Raw genomic sequence first — 14032 nt, 5'->3', positions numbered from 1 at the left:
ATCCGAGTATCGGCGCTCCGCCGGCCTGCGGATCTGACTAACCTGGCCGGGTGAACAGCGCCACCGACCTCACCACCTGGCTGACCCGACGCACCCCCGAGCAGCTCGTCGAACTGCTGGAGCAACGCGAACTCCCGTACGCCGGTGGGGCCGGCCTCGACTCCCCCGCGAGACTGGCCCAGCACCTGCTCGGCGACGCCTCGGTGACGCTGGCTCTGCGCGGCCTCAACCAGGTGCAGCTCCAGGTCCTGTCAGCCGTCGCGGTCCTCGCCGAGCAGGTGCACGGGCCCGCGCCGGCATCCGTCGAGCGCTCCACGCCGGCGGGTTTCGCGGGTTGGGCGCCGGCCGCCCGGTCGGCGGAACCGGCGCTGGAGTGCTCCGAGCGGTCCGTACCGCGCGCTCGGCTGCGGGCCGCGCTGGCCGGCTCCGCCGACGAGCTGGATGCGGTGCTCGACCAGCTCGCCGACCGCGCCCTGCTGCTGCCCCCGCACGGCGCCGCGCTCACCGTCCCGCCGCTGCTGCACCGACAGGCTCGCGAACTCCAGGGCTACGGGCGGCCGGTGGACACCCTGCTGAGCTCGGCGTACAAGGCCGCCGAGATCCACCGGGTGGCCACCGAACTGCACCTGGGAGCGAACGGCACCCGGGACGCCGCCCAGCGGCTGATCGTCGAGCACCTGACGGACCGCGAGGCGGTCCGACGGCTGGCGGCGCAGGCCCCGGCGGCGGCCGTCGAGCTGCTGGAGCGGCTGGTGCCGGGGCCGCCGCTGCTGCGCACCCACTGCTTCGTCTCCGAGCACGGCACGTACTACAGCGCCACCAGCAAGTTCCGCTTCCGCGAGGGAGGCTCGGGCGATCCGGGCACCGACTGGCTGGCCGCCCGCGGCCTGCTGGTCCCGGTCGGCCCCGACCTGGCCGAGCTCCCCCAGGAGGTGGCCGCCGCGCTGCGCGCGGAGAGCGCGGCGCCGGCCTACGACCCCGCGCCGCCGCCCGTCCGGGCCGCCGGACCGCTGCCCGCCCGCCAGGCGGGCGAGGCGCAGACCGTCGCGACCGCCACCGCCACCCGGGTCGAGCTGCTGCTGCGCGCCACCGCCGCGCAGCCGCTCGCCGTGCGCAAGGCGGGCGGCATCGCGGTGCGGGACACCCGCCGGCTGGCCAAGCTCGTCGATGCGTCCGAGGCGCAGACCAGGCTCTGGCTGGACCTCGGCGCGAACGCCGGCCTGATCGCGCCGCACCGCGACGTCCCCCCGCCCACCCGCAGCCGCAAGCCCGCGCCGCTGCCGCCCGCCCGGATCCTGCCGACCGCACGCTACGACCGTTGGCTGGCCGACTCGCCGGCCCACCGGCTGGTCCCGCTGATCGCCACCTGGGCCGTCACACCCGAGGTGTTCAGCTACTGGCCGGACGAGAACGAGACCCCGGTCGCCCTGGTCGCCCCGCAGGACCGCAGCGCCGTCGAGCTGCGCCGCACGCTGCTCGAAGCCCTCGCCGCGCTGCCCGCCGGCACCGGCCTCGGACCGGCCGCCGCGCTGGACGAGCAGGCGCTGACCCAACTCGTGCTGGCCGCCTCCTGGCACCGCCCGGCCCTCGGCCCGGACCCCTTCACGCTGGAGCGGGCCGCCGCCACGCTGGCCGAGGCGGAGCTGCTCGGCGTGGTCGCGCACGGCGCGCTCACCCCCGTCGGCCACGCGGCGCTCGGACTGCTGCGGGCCGGCGCCGGCCGCTACTTCCCCGCCGTGCCCGGGGCCGGGACCTCGCTGACCGGCCGACCCGCGCTGGCCGCCGCCGTCGCGGCACTGCGCACGGCGCTGGAGGAGCTGGTGCCGCCGCCGCGCACCACCGCCCGCTTCCAGGCCGACCTGACGGCGGTCGTCTCCGGCCCGGCCGCCCCCGAACTGACCGAACTGCTCGGCTCGGTGGGCACCCGGGAGTCCGAGGGGCACGCGGTGGTCTGGCGGATCGGCGCGGCCTCGGTGCGCCGCGCACTGGACCGCGGCGAGGACCCGCAGGAGCTGCTGGCCCGGCTGACCGAGGTGTCCGAGGGCGGCCGGCCGCTGCCGCAGCCACTGACGTACCTGGTCAACGACGCGGCGCGGACGCACGGCCGGATCCGGGTGGTGCGCTCGGCCTGCTGCATCAGGTCGGACGACGAGGCGCTGGTCACCGAGCTGTCCCAGGCCCGCGTGCTGGCCAAGCTCGGGCTGCGCCGGATCGCGCCGACCGTCCTGATCAGCACCGCCTCGCCGACCGACACGCTGGCCGCGCTCCGGCTGGGCGGCTACGCCCCGGTGCTGGAGGCCGAGACCGGCACCACCGTGGTGGAACGCGCCTCGGACGAGCGGGCCGAGAACGCGATGCCCTCGCTCACCGCCGCCCGCAGCTACTACGGCAGCGGCCCGGGCACCCCGGAGGCGCTGGCGGCGAAGCTGCTGTCCAAGGCCTGATCTCAGGACTCGCCGGCCACCACCGCGCCCGCCTCGTACGCGAAGACCACCGCGTGCACCCGGTCGCGCAGGTGGAGCTTGCTCAGGACGTTGCTGACGTGCGTCTTGACGGTGTGCTCGCTGACCACCAGCTCGGCGGCGATCTCCGCGTTGGAGCAGCCGCGGGCCAGCAGCCGCAGGGTCTCCTGCTCACGGGCCGTCAACTGCTCCAGCAGCTTGGACGGCGCGCGCACCCCGGCGCCGGGGCCGGCCGCGGCGGCCGGCCTGCGGGCCGCGAACTCGCTGATCAGGCGTCGGGTGACGGAGGGCGCCAGCAGCGCCTCGCCGGAGGCCACCAGCCGGACGCCGTGCGCCAGATCGTCCCGGCGGACGTCCTTGAGCAGGAAGCCGCTGGCCCCCGCGTACAGCGCGTCGTAGACGTAGTCGTCGATGTCGAAGGTGGTCAGCATGATCACCTTGGTCTCGGCGTACTCGGCGCAGACCCGGCGGGCCGCCTCCAGGCCGTCCATCACCGGCATCCGGACGTCCAGCAGCAGGACGTCGGGGCGGTGCGCGGCGACCGCCTCGACCGCCTCGGCGCCGTTGCAGGCCTCGGCGACCACCTCGATGTCCGGCTGGGCGTCCAGGATCATGCCGAACCCGGCCCGCACCAGCTCCTGGTCATCGGCGACCACCACCCGTATCGCGGCCATGCCGTTCCTCCCGTTCACAGTCTCTCGGCGCCCAGCGGTAGTTGGGCGGTCACCAGGAATCCCACGCCGTCCGGTCCGGCTCCGGCCTCGGCCCGGCCCCCGCAGGCCGCGGCCCGCTCCCGGATGCCGACCAGCCCGCGCCCGCCGGACCAGCCGCTCACCGCGGCCCCGCCGGCACCCGTCCGCGGCACGCCGCGCCCGTTGTCGCAGACCGCGATCTCCAGCACCGCGCCGACCCGCGCGAGCCGCACGGCGGCGTGGTCCGCGCCCGCGTGCTTGACGGTGTTGGTGAGGGCCTCCTGGACGATCCGATAGGCGGCCGCCTCGATGTCCGAGGGCATCGTACGCTCCAGCCCGACGAGTTGGAGGTCCACCTGGAGGCCCGCCTGACGGACCCGCTCGGCCACCGCCGGCAGCTCGGCCAGCGTCGGCTGCGGTGCCAGCTCGGGGCCGGCGCCCTCCTCCTTGAGCACCCCGAGCACCCGGCGCAGCTGCACCATCGCGTCGCGGCCGGAGTCGGCGATGGTGTCGAAGGCCTTGATCGCCCGCTCCGGATCGCTGTGCACCACCACCGGGCCCGCCTCGGCCTGGATCACCATCAGCGAGACGGCGTGCGCCAGGATGTCGTGCATCTCGCGGGCGATCCGGCCGCGCTCCTCGGCCACCGCGCGGGCCGCCTCGGTGGCCGCCCGTTCGCCCGCCTGGTGCGCGCGCTCCTCCTGGGCCCTGGCCTTCCTCCGCCAGCCGCGCACCACCGAACCGAAGACGAACGGGCCCAGCGAGGTGATCAGGCTGAACAGCGCGCCGTCCGGCGAGTGGGTGCCCAGGATGTTGGCCGGCACCACGATCGCCACCAGCAGCCAGCGCTGCCAGTCGCGGCAGCGGTCACCGATGGTGTAGCTCATCAGCACCACGAAGATCGGGATCTGCGCCTGCGCGGAGTGCGCCACGATGCTCAGCGCGATCGCGGGCACACCGGTCGCCAGGAAGACCGTGAACGGCGCCCGGCGGCGCCAGGGCAGCGGCAGCGCGGTGGAGACCGCCAGCAGGTACACCCACCACGCAGAGTGCGGGTTGTCGTGCAGCACCGACCAGGCCGAGACCAGCGCGGACGCCAGCGCCCACAGGCTGTCCGCGACGTACGGGTTCAGCCGGCCCGAGCGCCACTGCAACCGGTCGAGCAGCTCCTTGCCGCGCGCCTCCCAGCGCGATATCCGTTCCACGTCCGCCCCTCCCCCGCCGTACGGGAGCACCCCGCCCCCGCCGGGATGATCTTGCCGTACGGGCGGGCGCAGGCCGCGGGCGGCCACCAGGTCACGCACCGTTGACCGTCACGTTGCCGGTGCCCGCCGTGGCGGTGATCGTGCGGGCGGCGCCGTCCTGCCGCGGGATCGACACCTTGACGTTGCCGGTGTCCGTCGTGGCGCGGACCGCGTAGCCGGGGCCCAGCGGTACGGAGACCCGGACGTTGCCGGTCTGCGTGCTGGCCGCCACCCGCTGCGGGTCGACGGTGAAGGCCGCGGTGACGCTGCCGGTCTGGGCGCTCAACTCGGCGCCGCCGGTCGAGCCGAGCCCGGAGGCGCCCACGTCGCCGGTCCGGGTGGCCGCCTGGACGTCGGCGGTGAGGCCGGCCAGCAGCACGTTGCCGGTCTCCGCCTGCACCTTGACCACCGTGCCGGCCGGCACCTGGACGTCGTAGCCGACACCGCAGCCGGAGCAGTCGTACGTCAGGGTGAGCGTGCCGTCGACGACGGCGTGGGTGGTGGCCGGTGGCTTGTCGCGGTAGTTCTGGTGCTCCGTCACCTCGACCGCCGTGCCGCCGCCGGTGACCTTGACGTCGCCGGTGTGCCCCTCGATCACCAGGGTGCGGACCTGGCCGCTCACCCCGTAGCTGACGTCCTGCTTCTGGTCGTCGCCGAGGAAGCAGCCCGACATCCCGACGGCGACGAAGGCGGTGATACCGGTGGTGGTGAGCAGGCGGAGCAGGCGCGGGTGCATCGGGTTCCTCTCGGCAGCGATCCGGACGCTCCGAACCGACCACCACAGCCTGCCCGCCGCACCCGCGCCACCGGATCACCCGCCCGAGCGGTTTGCCGCCCTCCCCCGCACGGGGGAGAAACGCCGCAGGGCGGCCACCCCGGTGGGGTGGCCGCCCTGCGGCTTGGTGCGGTGACCGTCAGCCCGTGTAGGGGCCGTAGTCGTAGTCGTCCAGCGGGACCGCCTGGCCGGAGCCGGCGCCGAAGGGCGACAGGTCGTAGTCGTCGTAGCCGACGGCCGAGTACATCGCGGCCTTGGCCTCTTCGGTGGGCTCGACCCGGATGTTGCGGTAGCGGGGCAGACCCGTACCGGCCGGGATGAGCTTACCGAGGATGACGTTCTCCTTGAGGCCCAGCAGCGGGTCCGACTTGGCGTGGATCGCCGCGTCGGTGAGCACCCGGGTGGTCTCCTGGAAGGAGGCCGCCGACAGCCAGGACTCGGTGGCCAGCGAGGCCTTGGTGATACCCATCAGCTGGGGACGGCCAGAGGCCGGGTGGCCGCTCTCCGACACCACGCGACGGTTCTCGGTCTCGAAGCGGCCGCGCTCGACGAGCTCGCCCGGGAGCAGCTCGGCGTCGCCCGACTCGATGATCGTCACGCGGCGGAGCATCTGCCGGATGATGATCTCGATGTGCTTGTCGTGGATCGACACACCCTGCGAGTTGTAGACCTTCTGGACCTCGGCGACCAGGTGGATCTGGACCGCGCGCTGGCCCATGATCCGCAGGACGTCGTGCGGGTTCATGGTGCCCTGGGTCAGCTTCTGGCCGACCGAGACCGCCTCGCCCTCGCTGACCAGCAGCTTGATGCGCTTGGAGATCGGGTAGGCGATCTCCTCGGTGCCGTCGTCGGGGGTGACGACGAGCTTGCGGGTCTTCTCGGTGTCCTCGATGCGGACCCGGCCGTCGGCCTCCGAGATCGGGGCCAGACCCTTGGGGGTACGGGCCTCGAAGAGCTCGACGACACGGGGCAGACCCTGCGTGATGTCGTCACCGGCCACACCACCGGTGTGGAAGGTACGCATCGTCAGCTGGGTACCGGGCTCACCGATGGACTGGGCGGCGATGATGCCGACCGCCTCACCGATGTCGACCAGCTTGCCGGTGGCCAGCGAGCGGCCGTAGCAGAAGGCACAGGTGCCGACCGCGGACTCGCAGGTGAGGATCGAGCGGGTCTTGACCTCGCTGATGCCGTGGCGGATCAGCTCGTCGATCAGCACGTCACCGAGGTCGGTGTTCGCGGTGGCGATGAGCTTGCCGTCGACCGTGATGTCCTCGGCCAGCATGCGGGCGTAGACGCTGGTCTCGACGTCGTCCGTCTTGCGCAGGACGCCGTTCTCGACCACGCCGATCGCCAGCTTGAGGCCGCGCTCGGTCCCGCAGTCCTCCTCGCGAATGATGACGTCCTGGGAGACGTCGACCAGACGACGGGTGAGGTAGCCGGAGTCCGCGGTACGAAGCGCGGTGTCGGCCAGACCCTTACGGGCACCGTGGGTCGAGATGAAGTACTCGAGAACGGTGAGGCCCTCACGGAAGGACGCCTTGATGGGACGCGGAATCGTCTCGTTCTTGGCGTTCGACACCAGACCACGCATACCGGCGATCTGACGCATCTGCATCATGTTTCCACGAGCACCCGAGTCGACCATCATGAAGATGGGGTTGGTCTTCTCGAAGTTCGCGTTCATGGCCTCGGCAACCTCGTTGGTCGCCTTGGTCCAGATGCCGACGAGCTCACTGCTGCGCTCGTCCTTGGTGATCAGGCCGCGCTCGTAGTTCTTCTGGACCTTCTCGGCCTGCGCCTCGTAGCCCTCGAGGATCTGCGGCTTGCTCGGCGGCACGACGACGTCGGAGATCGACACCGTCACGCCCGAGCGGGTGGCCCAGTGGAAACCGGCCGCCTTGAGGTTGTCCAGGGTCGCCGCGACGGTGACCTTGGGGTAGCGCTCCGCCAGGTCGTTGACGATCGCGGAGAGCTGCTTCTTGCCCACCTCGTAGTCGACGAACGGGTAGTCCTCGGGCAGCAGCTCGTTGAAGAGCGCGCGGCCCAGGGTGGTGCTCAGGCGGAAGGGCTCGCCCTCGAACCAGGTCGACTGACCGTCCTCGTCCACCGGCGGGGTCCAGCCGCGCGGCGGGACGGTGCCGATCGGCAGGCGGATGTCGACCGGGGCCTGGACGTCCAGCTCGCGGGCGTCGAAGGCCATGATCGCCTCGGCGGTCGAGGAGAAGGAACGACCGGCGCCCTTCACCTTCTCGCGGTCCGAGGTGAGGAAGAACAGACCGAGCACCATGTCCTGGGTCGGCATGGTGACGGGACGACCGTCGGCCGGCTTCAGGATGTTGTTCGAGGACAGCATCAGGATGCGGGCCTCGGCCTGCGCCTCCGCGGAGAGCGGCAGGTGGACGGCCATCTGGTCACCGTCGAAGTCCGCGTTGAACGCGGTGCAGACGAGCGGGTGGATCTGGATGGCCTTGCCCTCGACCAGCTGGGGCTCGAAGGCCTGGATGCCGAGTCGGTGCAGGGTGGGTGCACGGTTGAGCAGCACCGGGTGCTCGGCGATGACCTCTTCGAGGACGTCCCAGACGACCGGGCGGGCGCGCTCGACCATGCGCTTGGCCGACTTGATGTTCTGCGCGTGGTTCAGGTCCACCAGGCGCTTCATCACGAACGGCTTGAAGAGCTCCAGCGCCATGGCCTTCGGCAGACCGCACTGGTGCAGCTTGAGCTGCGGGCCGACGACGATGACCGAACGGGCCGAGTAGTCGACGCGCTTGCCGAGCAGGTTCTGACGGAAACGACCCTGCTTGCCCTTGAGCATGTCGGACAGCGACTTCAGCGGACGGTTGCCGGGGCCCGTGACCGGGCGACCACGACGGCCGTTGTCGAAGAGCGCGTCGACGGCCTCCTGAAGCATGCGCTTCTCGTTGTTCACGATGATCTCGGGGGCACCGAGGTCGAGGAGGCGCTTCAGGCGGTTGTTGCGGTTGATCACGCGGCGGTACAGGTCGTTCAGGTCGGAGGTCGCGAAGCGGCCACCGTCCAGCTGCACCATCGGACGCAGGTCCGGCGGGATGACCGGGACGCAGTCCAGCACCATGCCGTTGGGCTTGTTGGTGGTCTGCAGGAACGCCGAGACGACCTTGAGGCGCTTGAGCGCACGGGTCTTCTTCTGGCCCTTGCCGCTGCGGATGATCTCGCGCAGCCGCTCGGACTCCTCGGCCAGGTCGAACGTCTCCAGGCGGTCCTTGAGCGCCGCGGCGCCCATCGAGCCGGAGAAGTACGTGCCGAAGCGGTCGCGCAGCTCGCGGTAGAGCAGCTCGTCGCCCTCGAGGTCCTGAACCTTGAGGTTCTTGAAGCGCGCCCAGACCTCGTCGAGACGGTCGATCTCGCGCTGCGAGCGGTCCCGCAGCTGCTTCATCTCACGCTCGGCACCCTCGCGCACCTTGCGGCGCACGTCGGCCTTGGCACCCTCGGCCTCGAGCTCGGCGAGGTCGGTCTCGGCCTTCTTGGCGCGGTTCTCCAGGTCGGAGTCGCGACGGTTCTCGATCTGCTGGCGCTCGACCGAGACATGCGCCTCCAGGGACGGGAGGTCGCGCTGGCGACGCTCGTCGTCCACCCAGGTGATCATGTAGGCGGCGAAGTAGATGACCTTCTCGAGGTCCTTCGGCGCCAGGTCGAGCAGGTAGCCGAGGCGGCTGGGGACACCCTTGAAGTACCAGATGTGGGTGACCGGCGCGGCCAGCTCGATGTGGCCCATCCGCTCACGACGCACCTTGGCGCGAGTGACCTCGACGCCGCAGCGCTCACAGATGATGCCCTTGAAGCGGACGCGCTTGTACTTGCCGCAGTAGCACTCCCAGTCCCGGGTCGGACCGAAGATCTTCTCGCAGAAGAGTCCGTCCTTTTCGGGCTTCAGGGTGCGGTAGTTGATGGTCTCCGGCTTCTTGACCTCGCCGTGGGACCACTGGCGGATGTCGTCGGCGGTCGCGAGGCCGATGCGGAGCTCGTCGAAGAAGTTGACGTCAAGCACTGGTCGTCAAGCCCTCTTTCGTAAGTCGAAAGTCGTTCATCTGGTCTGAGGGGGGCCTGGGGGCGGGCCGGCCACCTGGTAGGTGGCCGGCCCGGCCTCCGTCAGACCTCTTCGACGCTGCTCGGCTCGCGCCGGGACAGGTCAATACCGAGCTCCTCGGCTGCGCGGAAGACATCCTCGTCGGAGTCCCGCAGCTCGATGTTGGAGCCGTCCGAGGACAGCACCTCCACGTTGAGGCAGAGCGACTGCATTTCCTTGATGAGCACCTTGAAGGACTCGGGAATGCCCGGCTCGGGGATGTTCTCGCCCTTGACGATCGCCTCGTAGACCTTCACGCGGCCCAGGACGTCGTCGGACTTGATGGTGAGGAGCTCCTGCAGCGCGTAGGCCGCGCCGTACGCCTCAAGGGCCCACACCTCCATCTCACCGAAGCGCTGACCACCGAACTGCGCCTTACCACCCAGCGGCTGCTGCGTGATCATCGAGTACGGACCGGTCGAACGGGCGTGCAGCTTGTCGTCGACCAGGTGGTGCAGCTTGAGGATGTACATGTACCCGACCGAGACCGGCATCGGGAACGGCTCACCGGAGCGGCCGTCGAACAGGTTCGCCTTACCGGTGGAGTTCACCAGGCGCTCACCGTCACGGGTGGGCGTGGTGTGGTCCAGCAGGCCGGTGATCTCGTCCTCACGGGCGCCGTCGAAGACCGGGGTGGCGAGGTTGGTGCCGCCCTCGACCTTGTCGGCGCCGATGCCCTGCAGGCGCTGGGCCCACTCGTCGGCGAGGCCGGAGACGTCCCAACCCTGTTTGGCGAGCCACCCGAGGTGGATCTCCAGTACCTGTCCCGGGTTCATTCGGGACGGGACACCCAGCGGGTTCAGGATGATGTCGACCGGGGTGCCGTCCTCGAGGAACGGCATGTCCTCGACCGGGAGGATCTTGGAGATGACGCCCTTGTTGCCGTGACGGCCGGCCAGCTTGTCACCGTTGGTGATCTTGCGCTTCTGGGCCACGTAGACCCGGACCAGCTGGTTGACGCCCGGGGGAAGCTCGTCGCCCTCTTCGCGGTCGAAGACGCGGACGCCGATGATCTTGCCCTGCTCGCCGTGCGGCACCTTCAGCGAGGTGTCGCGGACCTCACGGGCCTTCTCACCGAAGATCGCGCGCAGCAGGCGCTCCTCCGGGGTCAGCTCGGTCTCACCCTTGGGCGTGACCTTGCCGACCAGGATGTCGCCGGTGACGACGTCCGCGCCGATCCGGATGATGCCGCGCTCGTCGAGGTCCGCGAGGACCTCCTCGGAGACGTTCGGGATGTCCCGAGTGATCTCCTCCGGGCCCAGCTTGGTGTCACGGGCGTCGACCTCGTGCTCCTCGATGTGGATCGAGGAGAGGACGTCGTCCTGCACGAGGCGCTGCGACAGGATGATCGCGTCCTCGTAGTTGTGGCCCTCCCAGGACATGAACGCCACGAGGAGGTTCTTGCCCAGCGCCATCTCGCCCTCGTCGGTGCACGGGCCGTCGGCCAGCACCTGGCTGACCTCGACGCGTGCGCCCTCGTCCACGAGCACCTTCTGGTTGAAGGCGGTGCCCTGGTTCGAGCGGGTGAACTTGGCGGCGCGGTACGTGGTGTACGTGCCGTCGTCGTTGGCCACGGTGACGTAGTCGGCCGAGACCTCCTGGACGACACCGGCCTTCTCGGCCACGATCACGTCGGCGGCGTCGACCGCACAGCGGTACTCCATGCCGGTGCCGACCAGCGGAGCCTCGCTCTTCAGCAGCGGCACCGCCTGACGCATCATGTTGGAGCCCATGAGCGCGCGGTTGGCGTCGTCGTGCTCGAGGAACGGGATCATGGCGGTCGCGACCGACACCATCTGGCGCGGCGAGACGTCCATGTAGTCGATCTCGGAGCCGGGGATGTAGTCGATCTCCCCGCCACGGCGACGGACCAGGACACGCGGCTCGGCGAAGTGCAGGTCGTCCGTCAGCGGGGCGTTGGCCTGCGCGATGACGAAGCGGTCCTCCTCGTCAGCGGTCAGGTAGTCCACCTGCTCGGTGACGATGCCCTCGACGACCTTGCGGTACGGGGTCTCGATGAAGCCGAAGGCGTTGACCCGACCGTACGAGGCCAGCGAGCCGATCAGACCGATGTTCGGGCCTTCAGGGGTCTCGATGGGGCACATGCGGCCGTAGTGCGACGGGTGAACGTCACGGACCTCGAAGCCGGCGCGCTCACGGGACAGACCACCGGGGCCCAGCGCGGAGAGACGACGCTTGTGGGTCAGGCCCGACAGCGGGTTCGTCTGGTCCATGAACTGGGACAGCTGGCTGGTGCCGAAGAACTCCTTGATGGAGGCGACGACCGGCCGGATGTTGATCAGGGTCTGCGGCGTGATCGCCTCGACGTCCTGGGTGGTCATGCGCTCGCGCACGACGCGCTCCATACGGGCGAGACCCGTACGGACCTGGTTCTGGATCAGCTCGCCGACGTTGCGGAGGCGACGGTTGCCGAAGTGGTCGATGTCATCGACCTCGACGACGATGTCGCGACCCTCGTTGTCGCGCCACTCGGTCTCGCCCGCGTGCAGCTTCACCAGGTACTTGATCGCACCGATGATGTCGGGCTCGGTGAGCACGCCGGAGTCCAGCGACTCGGCGTTGCCCAGCTTGCGGTTGACCTTGTAACGGCCGACCTTGGCGAGGTCGTAGCGCTTCGGGTTGAAGTAGAGGTTCTCCAACAGCGTCTGCGCGGCCTCGCGGGTCGGCGGCTCGCCAGGGCGCAGCTTGCGGTAGATGTCCAGCAGCGCGTCGTCCTGGCCCTGGGTGTGGTCCTTCTCCAGGGTGGCGCGCATCGACTCGTACTCGCCGAACTCCTCGAGAATCATCTCGTTGGTCCAGCCGAGGGCCTTGAGCAGAACGGTGACCGACTGCTTGCGCTTGCGGTCGATGCGGACACCGACCATGTCGCGCTTGTCGATCTCCATCTCCAGCCAGGCACCACGCGAGGGGATGACCTTGCAGGAGAAGATGTCCTTGTCGGACACCTTGTCCAAGGTGGAGTCGAAGTACACACCCGGGGAACGGACCAGCTGCGAGACGACGACACGCTCGGTGCCGTTGATCACGAACGTGCCCTTGTGGGTCATGAGCGGGAAGTCGCCCATGAAGACCGTCTGAGACTTGATCTCACCGGTCTCGTTGTTGGTGAACTCGGCGGTGACGAAGAGCGGGGCGGCGAACGTGAAGTCGCGGTCCTTGCACTCGTCAATGGAGTTCTTCGGCGGCTCGAAACGGTGGTCGCGGAAGGTCAGCGACATCGACCCGCTGAAGTCCTCGATCGGGGAGATCTCTTCGAAGATCTCCTCCAGACCGGACTTCGTGGGGACGTCCTGACCACTCTCCAGGGCCGCCTCGACCCGGGACTTCCAGGCCGCATTGCCGAGCAGCCAGTCAAAGCTCTCGGTCTGCAGGGCCAGGAGGTTCGGGACCTCGAGGGGCTCCTTGATCTTCGCGAAGGAGACGCGGAGCGGGGCGGTGGAATTAGCGTTGTTCGAGGCGTTGCGCGGCGCGGCCAAGAGGGGGGTCCTTCCGAGGGCTCGGAGCTCACTGCGCGCGTACCGGCCGGCTCTTGTCGGGCTAGGTCTCGCCTCCGGCGCCGTGGGTCTCAGCCGGGAGGTGAATCCCAGGTCAGAGCCGCTTTGCGGAGGCGATGCCAGGCCCCATCAGGGCAGCGCGAACTCCGGGCGACGAGTCACGGAGCAGCTAACAGGCAGCGCAAAGGGACAGTGTAGCCAATAGGCACACTGCTGTCCAGTCCTGATTCGGAGACCGAATCGGACACTCCCTCCGGTAGCCACCCGAACGGCCCCGCACCCCCTGCCGGGGGCCGAACCGCAGGGTGGTCCCTGCCTTGTCGCCACTGCTGCACACCCCGAAGGGTGGCACCTCGCACCACAGCGGTGCCCCACCTCGCATCGAGGCCGGCACCGCGACTCACGTTGAGTCATTTCCCGCCATGACCCCGGGTTATGCATCCAGGGACACTCAAACTAACGGCCGACTGCCTCCGCGGTGTCGGCGCGCGCCTTGAGAATCGCGCGCCGCGTGCGGTTCGTCAAGGCCCCGCCTGCGGCGAGAGCCTCGCGCAGTTCATCGCTCCCGGCGGCCCCAGCGTTACAAGAACCCGTGGTGAGGACCCTGCGCCCGTGCCGTACAGCCCTGCGGTTGACGACAACGATCACGATACCGGCCCGGACCGACAGTGCCGAGGGCACAATCGGCCAGACTATGGCCGAACATCTGTTCGTACGGCTGGGCGGACCCGGAAACGAAAGCAGGCCGGGCCGACCACCCCGTGAGGGGTGGCCGGCCCGGCCCGAGAGCTCCGGTCAGGAGCGCTGGGTCACTTGATGGTGACCTTGGCGCCGGCAGCCTCGAGCTGCTCCTTGGCCTTCTCGGCCGCGTCCTTGGCAACCTTCTCCAGGACCGGCTTCGGGGTGCCGTCAACGAGGTCCTTGGCCTCCTTCAGGCCGAGGGAGGTCAGGGCGCGCACCTCCTTGATGACCTGGATCTTCTTGTCACCAGCGGACTCGAGGATGACGTCGAACTCGTCCTGCTCCTCGACCTCGTCGGCGACGGCGGCAGCGCCACCGGCGGCGATGGCGACCGGGGCGGCAGCCTTGACGTCGAACTTCTCCTCGAACGCCTTGACGAACTCGGACAGCTCGATGAGGGTCAGGGTCTCGAACTGCGCGAGCAGCTCGTCCTGGGACAGCTTCGCCATGATGGCGTCCTTCCACTATTTCGGCAGGTGCCGGATGTACGGGATG

General features: G+C 69.9%; 7 protein-coding genes. 1 reads left to right on the top strand and 6 read right to left on the bottom strand.

Features of this window, described 5'->3' with window-relative positions:
* Positions 1–50: 50 nt before the first annotated feature.
* A complete protein-coding gene (locus P3T37_RS29650) occupies positions 51–2444 on the top strand; it encodes a helicase-associated domain-containing protein (RefSeq protein ID WP_280726999.1) in 2394 nt (797 codons plus the stop codon).
* A gap of 2 nt (positions 2445–2446) precedes the next feature.
* Here P3T37_RS29650 and P3T37_RS29645 read toward each other — a convergent pair whose 3' ends face one another.
* The 6 genes from P3T37_RS29645 to rplL form a co-directional block, all read right to left on the bottom strand.
* Entirely contained in the window at positions 2447–3136 is a 690-nt protein-coding gene (locus P3T37_RS29645) for a response regulator transcription factor (protein ID WP_280726998.1), read from the bottom strand.
* Positions 3137–3150: 14 nt separating this feature from the next.
* On the bottom strand, positions 3151–4359 hold the full coding sequence (locus P3T37_RS29640) for a histidine kinase (protein WP_280726997.1): 1209 nt from the start codon (positions 4357–4359) through the stop codon (positions 3151–3153).
* A gap of 91 nt (positions 4360–4450) precedes the next feature.
* Entirely contained in the window at positions 4451–5134 is a 684-nt protein-coding gene (locus P3T37_RS29635) for a hypothetical protein (RefSeq protein ID WP_280726996.1), read from the bottom strand.
* 178 nt (positions 5135–5312) lie between these two features.
* Positions 5313–9203 (bottom strand): DNA-directed RNA polymerase subunit beta', encoded by a 3891-nt coding sequence (locus P3T37_RS29630; protein WP_280726995.1) that lies wholly within the window; start codon positions 9201–9203, stop codon positions 5313–5315.
* A 101-nt stretch (positions 9204–9304) separates the two neighbouring features.
* Positions 9305–12778, bottom strand: coding sequence for a DNA-directed RNA polymerase subunit beta (gene rpoB / locus P3T37_RS29625; RefSeq protein ID WP_280726994.1), 3474 nt, complete (start codon positions 12776–12778; stop codon positions 9305–9307).
* Positions 12779–13605: 827 nt separating this feature from the next.
* Positions 13606–13986 (bottom strand): 50S ribosomal protein L7/L12, encoded by a 381-nt coding sequence (gene rplL, locus P3T37_RS29620; RefSeq protein WP_280726993.1) that lies wholly within the window; start codon positions 13984–13986, stop codon positions 13606–13608.
* Positions 13987–14032 lie beyond the last annotated feature (46 nt).

The organism is Kitasatospora sp. MAA4 (genome assembly GCF_029893355.1).
Lineage (GTDB): Bacteria > Actinomycetota > Actinomycetes > Streptomycetales > Streptomycetaceae > Kitasatospora.
The sequence above is the reverse complement of the archived record's forward strand: the minus strand, read 5'-3'. Positions and strand labels throughout refer to the sequence as shown.